This is a genomic window from Longirhabdus pacifica (assembly GCF_004115085.1).
GTDB classification, from domain to species: Bacteria; Bacillota; Bacilli; order Paenibacillales; family DSM-105158; genus Longirhabdus; species Longirhabdus pacifica.
This window is the reverse complement of record NZ_QXJP01000005.1, coordinates 69,613-90,774: the sequence shown is the minus strand read 5'-3', so window position 1 is coordinate 90,774 and position 21,162 is coordinate 69,613. Positions and strand designations below refer to the sequence as shown.

The 21,162-nt window shown below is 36.0% G+C and carries 18 protein-coding genes; 6 read left to right on the top strand and 12 right to left on the bottom strand.

From position 1 onward, the window contains the following. Nucleotides 1-234: 234 nt before the first annotated feature. The gene (locus tag D1Z92_RS05470; RefSeq protein WP_128894652.1) at nucleotides 235-882 is read left to right on the top strand and encodes a hypothetical protein; all 648 of its coding nucleotides are present in this window, start codon (nucleotides 235-237) and stop codon (nucleotides 880-882) included. A 242-nt stretch (nucleotides 883-1,124) separates the two neighbouring features. On the opposite strand, the gene D1Z92_RS05465 is transcribed toward D1Z92_RS05470, so the two are convergent. Then, nucleotides 1,125-2,546 (bottom strand): Kelch repeat-containing protein, encoded by a 1,422-nt coding sequence (locus tag D1Z92_RS05465; RefSeq protein ID WP_128894651.1) that lies wholly within the window; start codon nucleotides 2,544-2,546, stop codon nucleotides 1,125-1,127. Nucleotides 2,547-2,789: 243 nt separating this feature from the next. Here D1Z92_RS05465 and D1Z92_RS05460 point away from each other — a divergent pair, with 243 nt between their 5' ends. Next, complete coding sequence (locus tag D1Z92_RS05460; RefSeq protein WP_128894650.1) at nucleotides 2,790-3,860, top strand: hypothetical protein; 1,071 nt, start codon at nucleotides 2,790-2,792, stop codon at nucleotides 3,858-3,860. 450 nt (nucleotides 3,861-4,310) lie between these two features. Then, a complete protein-coding gene (locus tag D1Z92_RS05455) occupies nucleotides 4,311-5,306 on the top strand; it encodes a patatin-like phospholipase family protein (RefSeq protein WP_128894649.1) in 996 nt (331 codons plus the stop codon). A gap of 196 nt (nucleotides 5,307-5,502) precedes the next feature. On the opposite strand, the gene D1Z92_RS17800 is transcribed toward D1Z92_RS05455, so the two are convergent. Beyond that, the gene (locus D1Z92_RS17800) at nucleotides 5,503-5,586 is read right to left on the bottom strand and encodes a putative holin-like toxin (protein WP_370741235.1); all 84 of its coding nucleotides are present in this window, start codon (nucleotides 5,584-5,586) and stop codon (nucleotides 5,503-5,505) included. A gap of 433 nt (nucleotides 5,587-6,019) precedes the next feature. Further along, on the bottom strand, nucleotides 6,020-6,664 hold the full coding sequence (locus tag D1Z92_RS05450; protein ID WP_128894648.1) for a hypothetical protein: 645 nt from the start codon (nucleotides 6,662-6,664) through the stop codon (nucleotides 6,020-6,022). A gap of 597 nt (nucleotides 6,665-7,261) precedes the next feature. Between D1Z92_RS05450 and D1Z92_RS05445 the strand changes: the two genes are divergently transcribed. After that, on the top strand, nucleotides 7,262-7,756 hold the full coding sequence (locus D1Z92_RS05445; RefSeq protein WP_128894647.1) for a hypothetical protein: 495 nt from the start codon (nucleotides 7,262-7,264) through the stop codon (nucleotides 7,754-7,756). Nucleotides 7,757-8,010: 254 nt separating this feature from the next. On the opposite strand, the gene sufB is transcribed toward D1Z92_RS05445, so the two are convergent. The 8 genes from sufB to D1Z92_RS05405 all read right to left on the bottom strand — a co-directional run bounded on the left by sufB (nucleotide 8,011) and on the right by D1Z92_RS05405 (nucleotide 17,329). After that, on the bottom strand, nucleotides 8,011-9,408 hold the full coding sequence (gene sufB, locus D1Z92_RS05440) for a Fe-S cluster assembly protein SufB (RefSeq protein WP_128894646.1): 1,398 nt from the start codon (nucleotides 9,406-9,408) through the stop codon (nucleotides 8,011-8,013). A gap of 29 nt (nucleotides 9,409-9,437) precedes the next feature. Next, nucleotides 9,438-9,863, bottom strand: a complete 426-nt coding sequence (gene sufU, locus D1Z92_RS05435) for a Fe-S cluster assembly sulfur transfer protein SufU (protein WP_128894645.1) — start codon at nucleotides 9,861-9,863, stop codon at nucleotides 9,438-9,440. Beyond that, nucleotides 9,850-11,076 (bottom strand): cysteine desulfurase, encoded by a 1,227-nt coding sequence (locus D1Z92_RS05430; RefSeq protein ID WP_128894644.1) that lies wholly within the window; start codon nucleotides 11,074-11,076, stop codon nucleotides 9,850-9,852. Before D1Z92_RS05430 ends, sufU begins: the two co-directional genes overlap by 14 nt. Beyond that, nucleotides 11,073-12,377, bottom strand: a complete 1,305-nt coding sequence (gene sufD / locus D1Z92_RS05425; protein ID WP_128894643.1) for a Fe-S cluster assembly protein SufD — start codon at nucleotides 12,375-12,377, stop codon at nucleotides 11,073-11,075. The genes D1Z92_RS05430 and sufD overlap by 4 nt, the downstream gene beginning before the upstream one ends. A gap of 15 nt (nucleotides 12,378-12,392) precedes the next feature. Continuing rightward, entirely contained in the window at nucleotides 12,393-13,220 is an 828-nt protein-coding gene (gene sufC, locus D1Z92_RS05420) for a Fe-S cluster assembly ATPase SufC (RefSeq protein ID WP_128894642.1), read from the bottom strand. A 510-nt stretch (nucleotides 13,221-13,730) separates the two neighbouring features. Further along, entirely contained in the window at nucleotides 13,731-14,570 is an 840-nt protein-coding gene (locus D1Z92_RS05415; protein ID WP_128894641.1) for a sugar ABC transporter permease, read from the bottom strand. After that, the gene (locus D1Z92_RS05410; RefSeq protein WP_306438807.1) at nucleotides 14,567-15,913 is read right to left on the bottom strand and encodes a carbohydrate ABC transporter permease; all 1,347 of its coding nucleotides are present in this window, start codon (nucleotides 15,911-15,913) and stop codon (nucleotides 14,567-14,569) included. The genes D1Z92_RS05415 and D1Z92_RS05410 overlap by 4 nt, the downstream gene beginning before the upstream one ends. Nucleotides 15,914-15,970: 57 nt before the next feature. Beyond that, nucleotides 15,971-17,329: a sugar ABC transporter substrate-binding protein gene (locus D1Z92_RS05405; protein ID WP_128894640.1), complete on the bottom strand. Its 1,359-nt coding sequence runs from the start codon at nucleotides 17,327-17,329 to the stop codon at nucleotides 15,971-15,973. Nucleotides 17,330-17,868: 539 nt separating this feature from the next. On the opposite strand from D1Z92_RS05405, the gene D1Z92_RS05400 reads away from it, so the two are divergent. After that, nucleotides 17,869-18,891, top strand: a complete 1,023-nt coding sequence (locus D1Z92_RS05400) for a LacI family DNA-binding transcriptional regulator (RefSeq protein WP_128894639.1) — start codon at nucleotides 17,869-17,871, stop codon at nucleotides 18,889-18,891. Nucleotides 18,892-18,956: 65 nt separating this feature from the next. Here D1Z92_RS05400 and D1Z92_RS05395 read toward each other — a convergent pair whose 3' ends face one another. Then, nucleotides 18,957-19,259, bottom strand: a complete 303-nt coding sequence (locus D1Z92_RS05395; RefSeq protein ID WP_128894638.1) for a YunC family protein — start codon at nucleotides 19,257-19,259, stop codon at nucleotides 18,957-18,959. 509 nt (nucleotides 19,260-19,768) lie between these two features. Between D1Z92_RS05395 and D1Z92_RS05390 the strand changes: the two genes are divergently transcribed. Continuing rightward, nucleotides 19,769-21,046 (top strand): helix-turn-helix domain-containing protein, encoded by a 1,278-nt coding sequence (locus tag D1Z92_RS05390; RefSeq protein WP_164931466.1) that lies wholly within the window; start codon nucleotides 19,769-19,771, stop codon nucleotides 21,044-21,046. The last annotated feature ends 116 nt before the right edge of the window (nucleotides 21,047-21,162 follow it).

Genomic DNA, 21,162 nt, shown 5'->3' with positions numbered 1-21,162 from the left:
CAAATAAACGCAAAAATTCTGTATCTGTATTTTCATCATTTCTGAAACATGTTTTTTCTACCATTTAGTGAATATTATGTTATTATAAATGTGCAACGAAACAGTGCTTCACAAGAGCAAAAAGATATACCAAGTTACAGAAATAGTTTTGACCATCTTTGATTGAACTGAACTTGACATTATGGAGACATTACCGGCTATGACGTGATGTTAGAAAATAAGGAGGTTTATTTTATGAAGAGAATCATGACTCTATTTGTGCTACTCATTTTCATTGTTTCATTTCATTCAAGTATTGCAATAGGCGATTTACAGGAAATGAACGACAAAGATTCAGTAGATTCGTGGACATTCACTGTGCTGTCAAACTCAAGCGTTTTAGGGGATGCATCTACTGCAAGTAATCAAGAAACGTACAAAACTATTGTAGCTTCAAATCAAGAAACAAATTGGCAAGATGTTTTAGATGGCATCAATAAATTTCATAGTGCCATCGATAAAAACACACTAGATTTTGACCTCAATAAAGCAATATCCATCGTTAACAACGACCCTAAGTTACAATTAACTACTACGCTAAACGCCAGACCCATAGGAGCTCCGTGGGCACTTCCAGATCCATTCGATACTTTAACTCAGTATGTAAATGATCAGTTACAGATGAATCTTTCCAATGCAGAATTTCAGACATTAAAACAAGAAATTCAAGGATCGGGTGTGCTTAACAATTATTATTATAAATTATTATTCGCAATAGATATTAATGGGAATATAGAACTGATTCCATTAAAGTTTTTACTTCGTTGTATGTGTCCTGATGAAACTAACTTCCCCCAATTTTTACTATACGTTCAAGGCTTAAAAGCCGTGTACTCTCCGTGATATAGTGTTTTCATTATCCATCGATACAAAGAAACAACTACATAAACGATGCTATGTTGATATAGTGAGCGTGTTAGTTGTGGAGGAAAATTCAATCACAGTAATGTGCAGGGAGCCGGTCAGATCCGACTCCCTTTTTTAACGTATCATGTTGGAAACTTACATATATATAACACCGTATTTTTTGCATTTGATGATCTTATCACACTAGATACAATCAAATAGAATGAGAGATAGAGTTTCTATCTAGCAACATACTCTCTTACTTCGAATAACTCAATCATATCATGCACCACATAATCTGTACGACTGACATCACTACCTAAGTTGTAATCTTTCTGAAATGTGTAAAATAAAGTAGATTCACTTTCATACCATGACATAAATTGACTTACCTGGCTCATGCTTAGATCATATTCCTTCTCTAAACCACTATTTAGTGTGATCGTTAAAATAGCACGATTGATATTATTGTCTGCTTGTGGTGTTGCGCTAGCTTCATTTGAATAGGCACTTTCCCCATTGTCGTTCACTGCGGTTACGACATAATAGTATGTTGTTCCATTCGTAAGTGGACTATCTACATAAGATGTACTATACACACTTGTTGCTACAGAAGTGTATGAACCACCAGATGTAAGGGAGCGATAAACACTGTAATTATCTGCTTCTACTACACTGCTCCAGTTCAATGTTATTTTTGCATCACCACCTGTTGCGACTAGGTTCAATGGTGCTAGAGGCACATCGCTATAACCTTCTGGAGTATAGATTTCAACGGAGTTCAATATACCCTTATAGTATCCGCCAATAGCATAAATTTTACCGCCTACAACTACCGTATCAAATGCATGTCTTTTATTTGGTATCCTAGCTTTTGTTGTCCATGTATCTGTCAGAGGATCATACATTTCTACTATATAATTGATAGTCTGTCCTCCAATGGCATAAATTTTGCCGTTAACGGTCGCAGCAGATAAAAGATATCTTTTTGCTGACATACTCGATTTGGTTGTCCATGTATCTGTAGTCGGATCGTACATTTCTACTGTATTGACAACACCACTTGCCTGTCCACCAATAGCATAGATTTTTCCATCCAATACAGCGGTACTTAAACGATTTCGTCCTGTTATCATGTTGGCTTTCATTGTCCACGTATCTGTTGCTGGATCATACATTTCTACTGATGCTAGCGTCCCACTTGTAGATAACCCACCTACGGCATAGATTTTTCCATTCACTGCTTCAGCATCGAAGGCAACTCTTATAGAGAGCATACTGGATTTGGTTGTCCACGTATCTGTTGCTGGATCATACATTTCAACTGTATCCAGAAAATTTTTCCCTTTCTGGTTCCTTCCACCAAAAGCATAAATTTTTCCATCCACAACTGCTGTAGCCAAATAACTTCTACCAGTAGTCATACTTGCTTTCGTTGTCCACGTATCTGTCAGCGGATCATACATTTCTACCGTTGGTTGTTCGTTACCACCAATGACATAGATTTTTCCATCTACTACTTCCGCACTATGCCCTTCTCTAGCTGTAAGCATGGGTGTCCCTGTCTCCCACGTATTCTCGTTATCTGCCGCAAATACTGTCACTGGTACAATCGTAAATATTATTGCAAAAACTAGAAATACACTAAATATCTTATTCATAATATTACCACCTTTTTAGTATTTTTTGTAACATAAATTAGATTACACGTGTTCAGGTGGGGTGTCCATGATAATTATGCATAATATGGTTATTAATTAATAATATGTATTATATTTAATATACTCCCTTAATTTATACCGAGAATGATTTACATTAAAAAAAATGAATAACGAGGGGTATAATTTTTCCTGCTCGTTACTTTCGTATATACCAAAATAAAAATAAAACGGAGGTAACGAAACATGCCAGATATAACACCGAAATTAGGAATAAAGAAGCCTTTAGGGAATGAGTATGTCAGTAGACAATCTTTTAATGACAATTGGGATACGGTGGATGAACGTGTTGCATCACAAGTGGAATTAAATGAACATAAAGCAGATAGCACCTCTCATATCACAGAAACAGAGAGAGAGAACTGGAACAGTGCAGAAGTAAATGCAAAAGCATACGTAGATCAAATGCAATATATGAATCATTTTCAACGTGATTGTTTGGTTCTTGGTAATAACGATTGGACACCATTTGTGTATAATGCAGATAGAAGTAACATTGCATACGATCCTGAGTTAAAAGGCGTTTTAGTAACAGGACATAATGCGTGTATCATTCAAATGCGTATACCTATTGACCCAGAGAGCACTTACTATGGAAGAGTGAAAATAAAAAAAATAAGCGGTGATGGTACTTTTTATTGCGGTGCTCATTCATTAAATCATAAATTTGAAAATCTTTATACAGACGAAGCCCATTCCTATAATTATTTTGTATCTGGAGTCACCACTATACCAGTTGGTGAAACAAGAGTTCTTGAGGGGACAATCAGTGGTTACAATGCAGAAGACGAGGCCTCCCCCCATAAATTTGATCCATATGCAGCATATTTTGACATGGTTATCGTATGCAATCATTATGGTGAAGGGCAAACACTCATTGAATCACTAGAGGTATATAAAGTACCACATACGTTGTACGTAGGTAACCATGGATTAAATACGATGAGTGAAAAACTTTTTATTGGTAATAATGGAAAAGGTGAATATGGTATTAAACTAAACAATTCCGATATTATAGGAGCTAATAGCATTGTTTTTAGAGATATTGCAAACGCTGGTGATGAAGGGTTACTATTCCCGAAAGAAGGAAAAGAGAGTAGTACAAATTTGGAAGACTATTATAATTTTCGAATCGATAAAGACGGAAATGGTTTGCTTAACGGCAGCAAAATTTTTACCGAAGAAAAAATTAAAATCGAAGATGGTGAACTGAAATTTTACACAGGTACAGGATGGAAAAGAATAAGTGGGTACTAAATCCTTATAAATAGACTTTTTTATTACCTTGGTCTAAAAAAGAATCAACTATTCGATGTCATATTTTGATTTATCTTTTATAAAGCTCAAATGCATCAACATAAGATGCATTTGAGCTTTCATTATTTTCATTTACAAGTTTAATGCCCTTATTTACAAACCGACCACATACAGATTGAAAATGAACAATCAACATACCCTCTCCCTCTTTCCTCGGGCATTGTTACAAATTATTTTTATTGCTTCACTTACTTCCGTAGGCTTGGCTAATTTGTAATTTTTAACGTTCTACACTTTCAAGGTTAAAAGGTTTACCTGATGAACAACTTTTACAGGTTGTTCTTTTTGCTGTTCATGTGCACAGTCTATTTTTAGCGACATATACTATGTAAAAAATGAGACTTTCAGCATTTACGTGTGCTTAAAACTAATAAACGAAACGGAGAAGTCATGTATGGCTATAAAAAAAAAGAGCAAAAAATAAATAAAAATAAAAATAGTGACGTTAAAAAAGATATAGAACAAAATGTGGACAATAACGATGACAAATACTTTCGTATTCTCAGTATTGATGGTGGCGGTGTACGTGGAATTATTCCTATTACGTTTTTGGAAAGGTTACAAAATAAATTTCCTAAGCTTATTTCTTCTGTAGATATGTTTGCAGGCACCTCTGTCGGCTCGCTTATTATCCTCTCCCTTGCCCTAGGTAAAACTCCAAAAGAAATTTCTGAGTTTATTGAATCAGATTATACAAATTTTTTCAAAGATCCTAGTAGAGCAATCATACAACCTAAGTATACGAATACAAACAGAATACCAACCATAATAAAATTTTTACCCGAGGTTGAAAAAAGTATTTCTAGTATTACTAAAAAAATTGTTGTTCCCGCATTTGAACCTGCCTCGTTTACCTCTGTATTTTTTAACAACTATGCTAATTCTTCAACACTAGATGCTACAGTACTAGATACGATGATATCCAGTATGAGCTTCCCTATCTTATGGAATTCATACAAAGGAAATGTCGATGGAGGCGTTGTAGCAAATAATCCTAGCCTAGCAGCGCTGTCCTTAGCCCTAAACAAAAGTATGGGAAATATAGATATAAGCAAAGTTATTGTATTGTCCATTGGAACAGGTTTTAATAATTGGTCCATTAATGAAAAAGATTGGGGCGCTCTTCAATGGGGGTATAACTTCAGCAATGCAGCTGAACCTGAATTCCCTTTATCTACACTCATTAGTGAGGCTCCAGTTGGTGCAACAGACTTATATAACTCCTCCATTCTTGAAAAAAATTACTTTAGATTAGATCTTAATCTCGATCAAGAAAGAATTAGATCAGACGATATTAATGCAATTCCAAAACTCAAACTAAAAGCTGAGGTTCAAGATTTATTAGATGTGGAAGAATTCATCGCTAGTAGATGGGTGAAACTTTAAGTTGGTTCATCTTTTTTGATTGTCTCTTTTGCTTTGACAATAATCATTTTTATGTTACTTGTGTTATACTTTATTAAAATAGTACGTATAATAAAAATGACAGGTGCGCTAACACCTGTCCGAGTACATGCCCAAAGGGCGATTAGCTCATATGTTATCTTAGTAAGTCGTCTAGGCTGTGTGGGCATAGGACGGCTTACTTTCGTTTATGAAAGGACAGCAAAGCTACTATAAGTAACCCGAACGAAATCATTAAAGATCTTCCATCATATACTGTCATGGACATCACCTCCTTCCATAAAGGATGAAGAGGTGAGCCAACCGCCCTATGCATGAGCTATGTACTTAATTGTAGTATAGCATTAAAAAGGAATAAATGAATCATTAAGAACAACAAAGAAACCGTATCTACATTGCTAAATAAGCAAATACTAGATACGGTTTTTTGTTACGTTTGATTTTATTCACTATGGAGCAGATTAACCAATACTACCTTCGCCTTCCACCCATACTCATAAAATGCTGAAACCCTTGATATTAGAGAGTTTTTATTTTTTATAAAATATCATAGTTTTTGATGGGTGCTTTATGGGTGTGATCGTGAGTGTTTTATTCTTTTTGATTGTAAACTTTCACAACTAAAAAACGCCCCATACGGGACGTTCACGGGAAGGTGATTCTCACCCGCACATAGATTATAGAGTTGTTTCCAGTTAAGGGGTGTACAAGGATCTAACAGCTTTAACTTTCACCTTATAATAATATGATTTCTTAGGAGGCAACCAATCAAACACAGGCAACTCATAATGTATTTCACGAGATACCTTTAAACCAATTGGAACCAATTCAATAGCACTACCATTATGAAAAGAGAAAAAGAGATTAAAATAGGCATTCTTTGAGTCATATGGATTATCTACATATATCCTCACAAATTCGTATATTTGTCTATTTAATGTATGATATTCCGCAGATGAAATGTTTGCATTCATCTTTTTAATTTCTTTAATTGCTTCGTAAGCCAATGTATCACTAATGTTATTAATATGTTTGATCCAATAATGTGAATAAACGGTATTATTTGCTTCAGCAAGCTTCAGTAAATCAGGATCATTGTTTATAATTGTTTTTGCTTTACTCAAATTGAAATCTAAACTGTTTGGATCAACAGCGCTATGGAACTTTTTTATTCCGTCAATGATAGTTTGCGGATTTGTCAAGACATCCCTTTGAAACATATTTGCCTTGTAAGGTCCGCTATAAGAGAAATTATTTATGGCCTGAACAGAATTATAGTTAGGGGCACTTACAGTAAAAATGATGACAAACGTAATAGCTAACGTTAATATTTTTTTCAACCTAATCACTCCTACGATATATTTTGATATATGAACCTAAACAAATGACAACAAACATAGATCCATTAACCACATAACTAAATCCTCTTAGATGTCTTCTATTTACATATTCTATAGAACTAGGCTCGACTCCTTTTTATTTCAAAGCACATGTGGAAGCGTAAAAGTAAGCTTACATTTACTTCAAAAAAAATTTATCGTTTGCCAATAAAATATAATTTGTGCATAATGTCGTTCCTAGTTGAAGTGTTATTTTTTAACTTTTTTTCGAAACAGGGGGTATAATTTTTCTCGTTCGTTACCTTCGTATATAACAATATTAAATCTAGTGAACGGAGGTAACTACATATGCCAGATGTAGCGCCGAAATTAGAATTTAACATAATCAAAAAGGTTTGGAAAATAAAACATGTAGATATGATGAATCCGCTACATGAAACAATAGTGTTGAAACGGACGAATACATGTACATTATACACTTTATATAAATAATTGTAATATCTTGTAATATATTATTAATTAAACGGAAATAAACTGTTCATTAATTGTATCATAGTGGTATTATTATGGGGAATAAAATAACTAGGAGGTATTTAAATGAAGAAAAAATTTATTTTTAGTTTTATGACGGTATTATTGCTATCTAGTTTAGTAGTAGGGTCGGTGTTTGCTTATGACCAATATCACATTGAAAAAGGGTCTAATGATACTCAAGCAACGGCTGAAACCTCTACGATTTTTATTGACAAAACGATTAAAAATGGAGATACGTTTCACAATTTTAATTTGATAGGCACACTATCACCATCTGATGAAGTAGATTGGTATAAGGTAAAGTTTGATATGGACTCAGAAAACACTGGTATATCTCTTGCTATTGGAGCCATAATAGCTCATTGGGAACCATTTGATTACAAGGTTGAAATGTATGATTCATTCATGAACCCAAGGGGTGTATTCACTGGTGACGACGGTTGGCAATTTCCTTTTGTATTTTTGGAAGGACGAGAATATTATTTAAAAGTTTCTTATATTGGTGGTGATATTAGTTCACCGTATGAGTTTGAAATGGAATTTACTAAATTTTTGTAGCAATAATTTTGTAGCAATGTATAACGTTATAAACACTACAAACAGATGAATGTCAGTAGTAATTTTTCAGATTTTTCAGTTTTAAATTGTTTTGTCGGGATATATCTCTAATGTATTAAGCAGGATTAAATATAAAATACGTATCCGAGTGACTTTGACACTTCAGTGTCAAAGTCACAGCAGATACGTATTTACACGTTACTACAAAATTAAAAACCACGCATTAATACTTACTGTATCAATATACCAATGAACTAACCAATACTACCTTCCATTTCGAACTTGATCAATCGGTTCATCTCTACTGCATATTCCATTGGCAATTCTTTCGTGAACGGCTCGATGAAGCCCATAATAATCATCTGAGTTGCTTCCGATTCAGACAATCCTCTACTCATCAAGTAGAACAATTGCTCCTCAGATACTTTAGATACCGTTGCTTCATGCTCTAGAATAATATCGTCGTTCAATATTTCGTTGTATGGAATTGTATCTGAAGTGGACTCATTATCTAGTATCAACGTATCACACTGGATGTTTGCTTTTGACCCTTGTGACTTACGGTTAAACGATGCTAATCCACGATACGTTACTTTTCCACCGTGTTTACTAATGGACTTCGATACAATTGTCGAAGTTGTTTCTGGTGCTAAGTGAACCATCTTCGCTCCAGCATCTTGATGCTGCCCTTTTCCGGCCACAGCGATAGATAATACGGAACCTTTCGCCCCTCTACCTTTCAATAGCACAGCTGGGTATTTCATCGTTAATTTAGATCCGATGTTTCCGTCTACCCACTCCATGTTTGCTCCTTCTTCTGCAACAGCACGTTTTGTAACTAAGTTATAAATGTTAGGAGCCCAGTTTTGAATCGTTGTATAGCGTGCACGTGAATTTTTGCGACACACAATTTCAACAACCGCACTGTGCAAGGAGTTCGTACTATAAATAGGAGCCGTACATCCCTCAACGTAATGCACGAAACTATCTTCGTCCGTAATAATTAACGTTCTTTCGAACTGACCCATATTCTCAGAGTTAATACGGAAATATGCCTGCAAAGGAACTTCACATTTTACGCCCTTTGGAACGTAAATGAAACTTCCACCTGACCATACCGCAGAGTTCAACGCTGCGAATTTATTATCACTTGGCGGAACAACCGTACCAAAATATTCTTTAAATAATTCAGGGTACTCCTTCAATGCTGTATCTGTATCCATGAAGATAACGCCTTGTTTTTCCAAATCTTCTTGCATACTGTGGTATACAACTTCAGATTCATACTGTGCAGATACACCAGCTAAAAACTTCTGTTCCGCTTCTGGAATACCTAGCTTGTCGAAAGTTTCTTTGATTTCCGTCGGAACTTCTTCCCACGTCTTTCCTTGTGTTTCAGACGGTTTTACATAGTATTGAATGTCGTTGAAATCTAGATCATCTAAATTTCCACCCCAGCGAGGCATTGGTAATTTATTAAATTGTTCCAATGCTTTCAAGCGGAACTCAAGCATCCACTCTGGTTCATTTTTTTGTTTGGAAATAGAAATAACGACATCTTTCGTTAATCCTTTACCTGTTTGAAAGACGGCTTTGTGTTCGTCACGAAAGCCATATTTATATTCACCTATCTCAGGCATTTTTTTAGCCATTTTGTTATTACCTCCTTAAAAATGAGTATTTATGATGATGTACTGTTTGTCGTACCTTTTTTCATTGCATTCCATGCTAATGTCGCACATTTAATACGTGCAGGAAATTTGTTCACACCAGAAAGAGCTTCAATATCTTCGTATTCAAATTCTTGCAGTTCTCCCTGCATCATTTTTGAAAAACGATCCGCAATTTCAAGTGCCTCTTTAACTGTCTTTCCTTTCACCGCATCCGTCATCATGGAAGCGGATGAGATGCTGATGGAACAACCTTCACCATCAAATTTAGCAGATTGAATCACACCGTCTTCAATTTGCATTTGCAACGTTATGCGGTCACCGCAAGTTGGATTGTTCAAATTAATCGTAATGACATCATGGTCTAATGTACCGCGGTTGCGAGGATTCTTATAATGATCCATAATGACTCTTCTATATAAATCATCCAATAGCATCGCTAAAATACTCCTTTGCTTTTACTAGCCCTTCTATCAAGCGATCCACATCGTCTTCGGTATTGTACATGTAAAAGCTTGCTCTTGCCGTGGAGGAAACATTGAGCCATCGCATAAGCGGTTGACAGCAATGATGACCTGCACGAATCGCTATGCCATAAGCATCCACCACCGTAGCAAGATCATGGGGATGAACGTCTGCTAAATTAAACGTAATTAATCCGGAACGCTCTGTTTTTGGACCGTATATTTCAATACCATCCATCTTCGTCATTTTTTCCATCGCATAATGAGCTAGTTGCATTTCATGTTGATGAATAGCATCCATGCCAATATCATTTAGAAAATCAATGGCAGCAGATAAACCTACTGCTTCGGCGATGAGTGGCGTGCCGCCTTCGAATTTCCAAGGCAGCTCCTTCCATGTGGAGTCAAACAAATCCACATGGTCAATCATTTCCCCACCAAACTCAATCGGTTCCATCTGCTCCAATAAATCTTTTTTACCATAGAGTACCCCAATTCCTGTCGGACCACACATTTTATGTCCAGACAAGGCGTAAAAATCACAGTCAAGCTGTTGTACATCCACTGCAATATGTGGGGTACTTTGCGAACCATCCACAACCAACTTTGCACCGTGTCGATGAGCAATCTCCGCGACTTGTTCCATCGGATTAATGGTGCCAAGCACGTTGGATACATATACCATCGCTACAATTTTAGTTTGATCCGTAATGGTTGCTTCTACGTCTTTCAAATCAATGGTTCCATCGTCTTGTAATGGAATATATTTTAACGTCGCACCAGTTTTCTTAGCTAATTGCTGCCAAGGGATTAAGTTACTGTGATGTTCCATAGGTGTGAGGACAATTTCATCACCAGGACCACATACACTTACTCCGTAACTGGATGCAACGAGATTAATAGCACTTGTTGCGCCTCTAGTAAAAATAATTTGTGAAGAGAATTCAGCGTTAATGAACTGTGCTACTTTATCGCGAGCACCTTCATAGGCATCGGTTGCTTTCGATCCTAGCGTGTGTACCCCACGATGTACATTCGCATTGTAGCCTTCGTAATAATCTGTTACGGCTTGAATAACAGAAGATGGCTTTTGCGACGTAGCCGCACTGTCTAAATACACCAGTGGGTGTCCATTCACATGCTGTTTTAAAATAGGAAATTGCTCTCTTATTTGGTGAGCATTCATTGTCCTAATTTCCTTTCAACTAAGCTTGAAAGTTGCTCCTCTACTTGCTTGATTGGAATCTCAGATACTACAGGCTCTAAAAATCCATATATGATCAATTTTGTTGCCTCTTCACGGGAAATTCCGCGAGACATCAAATAGTATACTTGTTCTTTATTGACTTGCCCAGCACTTGCCGCGTGACCTGCCGTTACTTCATCTTCATCAATTAAGAGCATTGGGTTTGCATCTCCACGTGCTTTTGGGGAAAGCATAAGTACTCTTTCTGTTTGTTCTCCGTTTGCGTGTGTCGCACCTTTTTCAATCTTCGTAATGCCGTTGAAAATAGCTGTTGCTTCATCACGCATTACCGCTCTTGTCACCATGTCACTGTCAGAGCTTCTTCCAAAATGTACAGCTCTCGTCGTTACATTTAATTTCTGACTATTGGTACCTACACATACGACTTTAGCATCAGAGAAGGAACCATTGCCTTTCAAGATGGATGTCGTATCGGACATAATGTTACCGTAGCTCATTTCTCCAAGTACCCATTCTATTTTCGCATCTTTTTCCACGATAGCACGGCGATACGTCACATCGGTAACTTGTGCACCTAAATTACGTACAGAAGAAAATGCTACATGTGCTCCGTTTTTCGCAATGACTTCAATAATGCCATTGTGTACCGTTTCATGTTCGTGCATCGTCGCAACATGATCCACATATTTCACAGCACTGTTTTCATCAGCAACGATGAGAATATGAGGGGAAACCAACGCTTCTCCATCATCTGCAACAAGCAATGCTTGTAATGGAATCTCAACCTGTACATTTCTTGGTATGTACAAGAAAATACCGTTGTTGAACAATGCTGCATGTAGCGCTGTAAGACGGTTCTCTTCTACTTTTACTGCTGTCATCAGATGTTTTTTCACCAAATCTTCATGTTCTCTTGCTGCAGTAACGAGATCGGTAAAAATAACGCCTTGCTCAGCTAAGGAAGCAGAAAGTTGATGAAATGAAGTGGATGAATTGTGCATTACCAATTGACCACTGTCTTCTCCGCTTGTCTCTAACAAATCTTTTATATGTGAAGGAAGATCTTCAATCTTCTCTACCTTTGAACTACTTTTAAATTGACCGTATTCATTTAAGTTCCACTTTTCAATTTTCGTTTTTTCTAAGTATGGAAGCGGAAGGGATGATGCTTTTTCCAATGCTTGCAAACGAAACTGTGTTAACCACTGTGGTTCGTCATTATGTTTTGCTAACGATTCCACGAGCGCTCGGTCAATTGGGAGTATCATTTCAACTGTCATCTCTATTCCTCCTCACTAAAGCTTAGGCCCAGTCGTATTCATAGGAACTTGAAATTCCTCTTCTTGACCCACCGTTTCATCTTCAATACCTAATTCTTCTTTGATCCAGTCGTAACCTTCTGCTTCTAGTCTTTCTGCTAACTCAGCACCACCAGATTTAACAATGCGTCCTTGCATCATCACGTGTACATAATCTGGCTTGATGTAGTTAAGCAAACGCTGATAGTGCGTAATAATAAGGAAAGCATTTTCTTCACTACGCATTGCATTTACGCCAGCTGCTACGATTTTCAATGCATCGATATCTAATCCAGAATCGATCTCATCCAAAATACCGACTTTCGGATCAATCATTGCCATTTGTAAGATTTCATTACGTTTCTTCTCTCCACCAGAGAATCCTTCGTTCAAATAGCGATGCATAAATTGTGGATCGATTTCTAGTTCTTTCATTTTTGCTTCCATTTGACGAATAAATTTAATTAAAGAAATTTCGTCGCCTTCTTCTCTGCGAGCATTGAGTGCACTACGCATGAAATCAGAGTTTGTTACACCTGTAATTTCACTTGGGTATTGCATCGCAAGGAATAAACCTGCAAGTGCTCTTTCGTCGACTTCCATTTCTAGTACGTCTTCTTCATTTAAAAGTACTTTACCTTCTGTCACTTCATACTTTGGGTGTCCCATGATTGCAGATGCTAACGTACTTTTACCCGTTCCATTCGGTCCCATGATGGCATGAATTTCGCCACCCTTCATTTCTAATTGGATACCTTTCAAAATTTCCTTACCATCTACAGACGCTTTTAACCCGTCTATTTTAAACTGTAGATCTTTACTCATTAATATAGTCTCCTTCCGCTATATACATTGGCTATGTTGATGATTTAACCATGTGTTAACAAGAATCATTCTTATTTGATTCTCAATGATTATCATTACTTTATAATTATTATAAACTATTCTAATCCAGCAATAAAGCCTTTTATCAATTTTTTATACATTTTTGTTTCATAAGTTTATAATTATACCATCGCCTATTTATTTTTTAGGTATTGAAGACGGTATTTAACACTGTTTTCATTATAGAATGCCTGCGATGCATATGCAAATCTACCGGCAAATGCAGTAAAATAAAACAACATGCATTACCATGACATGTATAAGCTATTCACTAGCAAAAAAACCACAGCTTATCTAAGCCAGATTACTTCGAAATTTTAAAAATTTTAGTCACAAAACAAAACAAAAATACAAAGAAAAAAAGATGAAGCAACATACAACCAAGCTCTTACGTAGATCATAAGCAGCTTCGTTCTATGTGCCCCATCTTACTTATTAACTATCTTTACTTTATCCTTTTGAAGAACCAGCGGTAATACCTTCTACTAAGAATCGTTGTAATGCTAAGAATAGAAGCGTAACCGGAATTGCAGCTAACACCGCACCTGCAGCAAATAAAGTATACTTGGCGTCTTTACTACTAAACACCATGTCATACAATCCGACTGCTAGCGTCCATACTTCTCGATCATTTCTTAAAATTGCTTTAGCTAATACAAAATCAACAAAAGCTCCAGTAAACGTCGTTAACGCAATATAGATTAGCATTGGCTTAGATAATGGAAGGAAAATTTTCAAGAAGACCGTCATGTGACTGGCTCCATCTATTCTAGCCGCTTCCTCTAATCCGCGTGGCATCGTATCAAAGTAGCCTTTCGCTACAAACATTCCCAAAGCGGCACCAGCAGAATACACAATAATAAGTGCTGCGTGAGTACCAAGTAAATCAAATCTTTGGAACATAGCATAAATAGCAACTAAACTTAAAAATCCCGGGAACATACTTAATAATAGTATACTGGACATGACGACTCTTCGTCCTTTAAAGCGGAAGCGAGAAATCGTGTACGCTGTAAACAACTGTATGATCGTTCCGAAAAGCATACTTAACGTCGCTACTTTTAACGTATTACCATACCAAGTTAAAACCGGACTAACATCGTCGTTTGCAAATATTTCTCTATAGTGATCGAGTGTCATATTTTTTGGTATAATGGATTCACTGTATAGTGATGTACCTTCTCTAAATGAGGTCATTATTACCCAAAACGATGGGTAAATGACAGCAATGGCTATTAATACGAGCAGCAAGTAACTTAAAATAATTCTTAAACTTATGTTTTTCTTCATTGCACCATGTCCTCCTCTTTAAAAGAAGGTGTATTACGAAACATAATGATTGCCATTATCGCGATGAATATAAACATCAATACAGCGATGGCAGAGGCAAAACTATACTGTTGGTTGTCTAACGTCAATTTGTATAACCATGTCACCAGCAAATCCGTCGTTCCGGCATATTGCAAGTCACCTGATTTTGGATCTCCATTTGTTAATAAATAAATGACATTGAAGTTATTAATATTTCCAACAAAATTTATAATAAGTACAGGGGCAGTAGCAAACAAAATATATGGCATTGTAATGGATCTGAATTTCTGTCCATTAGTTGCTCCATCCACATCTGCTGCTTCATATAAGTCTTTAGGAATATTACCTAACAAACCGATAACAAGCAACATGGAAACAGGAATACCTACCCACATATTTACAAAAATGATAGAAAACTTAGCCATGATAGGATCATTAAGCCACTTTACACCTTCTAACCCTATTTGCCTCAACATTCCATTAATAGCACCAAACTCATCATTCAATAAGTTTCTAAAAATAAGTAATGAAATAAACTGTGGAATAGCGTAAGGTAAAATAAACAATGTACGCCAAAAGCGCTTAAGTTTAATCCCTTTTTGCTGAATTAATAAGGCAACTAAGATACCTCCGAAATACGTTGTCACCGTCGCCGAAACAGCCCAGATAGCCGTCCACGTTAACAAGGTGAAAAACGTATAACTCCACTGTTTTAAAGCAAACAAATCGATAAATGTTTCAAATCCAACCCAATCCACCAGTCCCTTAGGTGGAATATAGTTTGGAGCAGAATAGTTTGTAAATGCAATCAATACCGTAAACAATATCGGAAAGATGGTGAATATGAGTACTCCGATAAAAGGAATAGTCAACATCATGTAAGGGAAACTATACGTATTCATTTTCTTCCATGATTGAGTAAACGAAAGAGGTTTCTCCCCTGCTTCTCTTGCTTTACCTGTCCGATAAGCATCTCTAACATTCATCACATAAATAAAAATAATAACCAGAATAACTAGGACAGATGCTAGTCCATCCAGAAGCATATCGATGGAGTTATCTCCAGGTACATTGACGAATTTCCGACCTACTTTTTCTAGTGTAGCCCCTTTATCCCCTAGCGTAATTAATCCAATTAAGTTGTCTATAAAAGAGGTAATGAGCAAATAGACGAAAACGATCTCCGCAGTAAGAAAGAGAGCACCTTTAACAAATTGTCTGTTGTACCATTGTCCTAAACCCATGCATAGTGTGGAAAGCACGGCCGCTTTTTTCGCAAAGTTCGCCACTTTAGCCAGTCCTTTCTCTTCAAAATCACTCACCTCGCTCTTTTAGAACAAGGTGAGCGTCATTCGGTGTATATTTTGCGAATATAGCGATTAGTTCATTGTAGCGTTAGCATCTTTCAATTGCTGTACCATGTTGTCCATCGTCTCTTTTTCATCTGCAGCGTTATTCCAGAGTTCTGCTAGTGCACTTTCCATAACAGACCAGTAGTTGCCCATTTCTGCAATAGATGGCATTGGCTCTGAATTTGCATATTGCTGTAAAAATCCAGATACGAGTGGATCATTCTTGATCATATCATTACCACCTAACATTTCATTTGCAGGCATATCTCCACTATTTTCAAAACGTGCTAATTGAGACTCTTCACTTGTTAAAAACTGTGCTAACAATTGTGCAGTATCAGGATACTCAGAGAACGCATTGACAAAGTAAGCTTTCGTACCAGAGAATGGCTTCATCATTTCTCCATTTGGTAATTTTGGTAAAGGTGCAACAGCTAAATTAGGAACTTTTTCTTTAAACGCTCCGGACATCCATGGTCCTGTAATGTTCATCGCAAGTTTACCTTCTTCAAACAATCCATCTTTAATGTTCCCTTGAATGTCTTGAGAATCAATTGGTAATATGGATTTTAATGATTTGACGAATGTAGCTGCTTCTAGCGCTCCTTCGCTATTCATACCGATGTCATCCGCATTGGTACCGTTGTCTCCAAATACATAAGCTCCATATCCAGCAAAGAAACCGTAACTATAGTATGCATTTCCAGCTTCCCACATGATGCCATAGTTATTATTATCATCATTGAATTCGTTTGCAAAAGCAACGACTTCTTCCCACGTTTCTGGTGCTTCAGCAATAAGATCTTTATTATAGAACATACCGATCGTTTCTACTGAACTTGGATAACCCCATACCAAATTTAAATCCTCATACTTATAACTCACTGCATTGATAGCTGTTTCATAGGCTACAGCTTTTGTTTCCTCATCGAAATAAATCGGTGCAATAACACCAGAGTTAACTAATTTACCAACATTATCGTGTGCAGCAATAAATACATCTCCTGCCAATCCAGCTTCCGCATCTTGGATAACTTGTGCTGCACTTGTATCTGCTTCTACTGTTTCATACGTTACGTCTACATTGTAATCTGCGTACATCGTTTCAAATGCATCAATTCGTTCTTCAATAAATTCTTTCTGGTTAGCACTATCCCAAACTATGATTTCTGCTCCTTCTTCAGGAACGATTTCTTCATCCATTGATTCTTCCATTGGTTCTTCTTCTGTGTTACTATCTTCTTCATTATTATCCGTAGTATCTACAGTTTCTTCCTGTGTGTTATTGGAACCTGCTTCCTCAGTTTCTTCACTGTCTCCACATGCCGCAATCGTAAATACCATCGTCATTGCTAACAATAAAATTAACATGCTTTTTAACTTCATCTTAGAACCCACCTTTTTTTAATGTATGATACTTCTTCGTACAAGCGCTATCCTACTTCTAGCTATATACGTTTGTCCCCTTATGTAACCATACAACATCATATGTAATTGTACGGTTAAAATGAATAAAATAGCATAGAATAAGGAGTGCAAACGTTTGAACAAAAAAATAAAAAAAATATTGCTATGGTAGAAAACTTATAGTCAGCTACTTAAAACATAATTGAAAGCGCTTTACGCTCATCTATATTGTAACTAATTATTCGCAATCGATAAAACGTTTGCACAGATTTTATGTGGGCATCTACACTAGATTATACTACCTTTTCTCTAAAATAGTCTCTTTTTCTCACCTTTTTACTTATTTTCAATTTCATTTATTTGTACTATAGTAGAATTTAAGCAGAAACGGTGTTAAAATCATGTTGAAAAGCTACTAATGAAAAAAAGCCCTATGTCGGTTTATCATAGCGAACACTCATTACCTAGCTCACATCTGTAATACAAAAAAATGAAAGCCGTTTCATAGGGAGGATATTATGCCAGTTACCATTAAAGATGTTGCAAAAGAAGCAGGTGTTTCTCCATCCACCGTTTCCAGAGTCATCTCCAATCATCCGCGGATTAGTCCGCAAACAACAGCTAAAGTCAAAAAGATTATGGATGAACTCGGTTATCATCCAAATATGCTTGCGAAAAGCTTAGTCATGCAAAAGTCTAAAACGTTAGGCATTATTTTGCCACGTCCAGCCGAAGAATTATTCGTCAACTTATTTTTCTCTGAATTTATTCGTGGTATTGTGGCACAAGCTTCTAGGATCGGCTATGATTTGCTCATGACATCCGGCGTAACACAAATGGATGAAGCAGATGCTATAACAAAGCTTGTAAAAGGAAAAAAAGTCGATGGTATTATCATTTTAACTTCTCGTAAAAAAGATCCCGTCATTAAACTATTGCAAGAGATGAAATTTCCTTTTGTCGTGATTGGGCGAAGTGATGAATTTGAAAATATACTATCTGTAGATAACGATAATATAAAAGCAGCTACTGACGTGACAAACTACCTTATTTCTATCGGTCATAAGCGCATTGGTTTTGTGAGTGGGCCTGCACACTTAATCGTTTCTCAAGACCGCCTTACAGGCTATACAGAAGCGTTAAAAGCTGCACAATTGGAAACAAAGCCAGAGTGGATTGTAGAAGGTGAGTTTTTACAAGAGAGCGGCTATTTAGCGATGTCTTCTATTATGAGTTTGGAAAATCGTCCATCTGCATTAATTGTTACGGATGATCTTGTTGCTTATGGAGTACTTCGTGGTTTAACAGAGCTTGGATATAAAGTACCAGAAGATATCAGCATTATTAGTTTTAATAACATTACCATCTCTGAGTTAACAAACCCACCTTTAAATAGTGTAGAAATAGGGATTTACCAAATGGGTTATACGGCATCACAATTGTTAATTCGATCCATTGAAGATGGTGTGGACAGCAAACGAGAACTTATTCCTCACCGGATTATTACAAGACAATCTTGTGCACCTCTGCTTGAGAAATAATGACACATAGCATCTATACGTTATTATGATCGTTTAATAATTGAAGACAATGAAAACAAATGACGCTACATCATTTTTAATAAAGCGTCTCTGCCTTTCATATTGGAAGTTATCCCATGTTTTTCAGCCTCTAATGTTACAGACTCTAGTGGGGCCTCGAGCAATTGCTCCAGCGTCCTCACACCTACAGCTCTACCAGCAATAATTCCTCTATCTGCTAGCTTGTCATTTAACAGTCCTACATCCAACGCTCCACACATAATGTACCCTTTGTCAGTAGAAATGGAAAGCAACGTTGTTTTAGGTAGCAAAACCTCTACCCCAAGTACTGTTTTCCCATCAATCTCTATCGGTTCTAAACGAATCATATGCTCGCTCCCTTTTTTCTTAATGTATTAGTTCCAACATCACTCGTTCATAAGTATATCAATAAACAATTTGACCAGAACATAGGTATGCACCCTACTTTACACTTTTCATTTATGAGCATAATGCCGATAATAATCGTAACACCGATAACGACCATTATATGAAGAGAGTCAGCAAGACAACATCCAACACAACCGGCAAGATTTATCATCGTATATAGAATATTTTATGAGATGTTTGGTAACTTTAGTTGAATTTATCAACTACATCGTTTAAAATAAAGTTAAATTTAAACAAATGTATAAGTATCAACAATAACATTTCAACATTAGTGCTGCTATAAAGATGATAGAATAGACTCCTTATGTTTTGTAATAAAAGAATTATAAAAAAAAGAAAAATTAGAAAAGAAACTTAACTCTATTATATTTTCGACAAAAATAACGTTACTTCGACACATAAAAAGTGATATATTATGGTAAATATCAAAAATTTGGAGAGGTGTGAAATGATAGAAACGAAAACAAAACAAACATTGGGGGAATTAGTTAAAAAACACAGAGAACACCAGAGCTTTACCATGGGTCAGCTTCAGCAAAGTCTAGGAATTAACAAAGGTGTCATTAGCAAAATAGAAAATGGCGATACGAAGCGACCAGAATTTAAAACGATATTCACCATCTCTGAAGCACTCCATATTCCCGAAGGTGATATCATTGATCGTTATGTTCAAGTAGAAGATCGTCCCATTGTTTTAGAAGAATTACTAGATAAAAGTACACAAATTGATTTTAACGCTGCTCTTATCAAAAAAATTGCAATCGCTTATTTAGAGTCACCTAAACACGAAACAGAAGATGCACTATCTGCACTGTATCAACGCGCAAAAACTGTCGAAAACAAAGAGATAAAACTAATACTATATATGGCGATCGCCGAATATGCTCGTCAAAGAGGGGTCCCGCCTTTTATTGCAAAAGGTTTGTTGCAGGCGTATTTCATTAATCGTTTAAACATTCAACGAGATACTCAAACTTATGAGGAAGGAAAAGAAATATTACATTATGTAGACTTTCTTTCTAATGAAGAAAAACGAGAATTCTATTTTAAAATGTCGATTCAAGCATATGATATTAAACAATATCATGATAGCATTCAGTTAGCCCAGAATGGATTTAATATTTCTTCAAAATCTACTGAATTAGAAGCAAGAGCATATGGTACAATGATTAATTGTTTTTATACTCTTGAAGAATATTATGAAGCAGAAAAACACTTGCTTATTTTCAAAAAATATAAATATGATTTTGTTAAAGAAGGGATACAATTTACCTATGCACACATAAAAGCAAAACAAAATGATTTTAAAGTAGCTATTCCTATGTTAGAAAAGTGTTATAAGGAAATTAGATATGACCAAAAAATTCATGTCATTGTTGAACTTTTAAATATTTACATTAAATTAAATAAAGTAAGCGAAATAATATATTTAATAAGTGAAGAAGAAAAGTTTTTACCTATAAACCCACATGCACCACATCAATATAAATCAATTGGTAAATACTATTTATACAAAGGCACATTCAGTATGAATCAAGGCAATATTGATGAAGCGATGAATAGTTTTGAAATAGGCTTAGGAGCATATAACTATATTAATTCATATGAAGACATTACATCTTTTTATCGTCATATTATTTCTTCTTGCATCAAGAATAAAGTAGAACCTAATCTAGCACAGTTAAAGTTAATAAATTATACCCCAGGTATGAAAGAAGAACAATAAGGAGGAACTTTTAAAATGAAAAAAATGATTGCAGCTTGTATCCTATCAATAGCTTTGATATTTAGCATATCAACCACTCCAGACATATCAAACAAGCAAATCTCACTCTATTTCTA

What these genes read in the sequence shown, in the direction of transcription:
- sufU (WP_128894645.1), bottom strand. Translation starts at nt 9,863, where the DNA reads ATGCTATTGGATGATTTATATAGAAGAGTCATTATGGATCATTATAAG.
- D1Z92_RS05400 (WP_128894639.1), top strand. Translation starts at nt 17,869, where the DNA reads ATGCCAGTTACCATTAAAGATGTTGCAAAAGAAGCAGGTGTTTCTCCA.
- D1Z92_RS05470 (WP_128894652.1), top strand. Translation starts at nt 235, where the DNA reads ATGAAGAGAATCATGACTCTATTTGTGCTACTCATTTTCATTGTTTCA.
- sufB (WP_128894646.1), bottom strand. Translation starts at nt 9,408, where the DNA reads ATGGCTAAAAAAATGCCTGAGATAGGTGAATATAAATATGGCTTTCGT.
- D1Z92_RS05445 (WP_128894647.1), top strand. Translation starts at nt 7,262, where the DNA reads ATGAAGAAAAAATTTATTTTTAGTTTTATGACGGTATTATTGCTATCT.
- D1Z92_RS05395 (WP_128894638.1), bottom strand. Translation starts at nt 19,259, where the DNA reads ATGATTCGTTTAGAACCGATAGAGATTGATGGGAAAACAGTACTTGGG.
- D1Z92_RS05430 (WP_128894644.1), bottom strand. Translation starts at nt 11,076, where the DNA reads ATGAATGCTCACCAAATAAGAGAGCAATTTCCTATTTTAAAACAGCAT.
- D1Z92_RS05390 (WP_164931466.1), top strand. Translation starts at nt 19,769, where the DNA reads ATGATAGAAACGAAAACAAAACAAACATTGGGGGAATTAGTTAAAAAA.
- D1Z92_RS05405 (WP_128894640.1), bottom strand. Translation starts at nt 17,329, where the DNA reads ATGAAGTTAAAAAGCATGTTAATTTTATTGTTAGCAATGACGATGGTA.
- D1Z92_RS05455 (WP_128894649.1), top strand. Translation starts at nt 4,311, where the DNA reads ATGTATGGCTATAAAAAAAAAGAGCAAAAAATAAATAAAAATAAAAAT.
- D1Z92_RS17800 (WP_370741235.1), bottom strand. Translation starts at nt 5,586, where the DNA reads ATGACAGTATATGATGGAAGATCTTTAATGATTTCGTTCGGGTTACTT.
- D1Z92_RS05465 (WP_128894651.1), bottom strand. Translation starts at nt 2,546, where the DNA reads ATGAATAAGATATTTAGTGTATTTCTAGTTTTTGCAATAATATTTACG.
- D1Z92_RS05460 (WP_128894650.1), top strand. Translation starts at nt 2,790, where the DNA reads ATGCCAGATATAACACCGAAATTAGGAATAAAGAAGCCTTTAGGGAAT.
- sufD (WP_128894643.1), bottom strand. Translation starts at nt 12,377, where the DNA reads ATGACAGTTGAAATGATACTCCCAATTGACCGAGCGCTCGTGGAATCG.
- sufC (WP_128894642.1), bottom strand. Translation starts at nt 13,220, where the DNA reads ATGAGTAAAGATCTACAGTTTAAAATAGACGGGTTAAAAGCGTCTGTA.
- D1Z92_RS05415 (WP_128894641.1), bottom strand. Translation starts at nt 14,570, where the DNA reads ATGAAGAAAAACATAAGTTTAAGAATTATTTTAAGTTACTTGCTGCTC.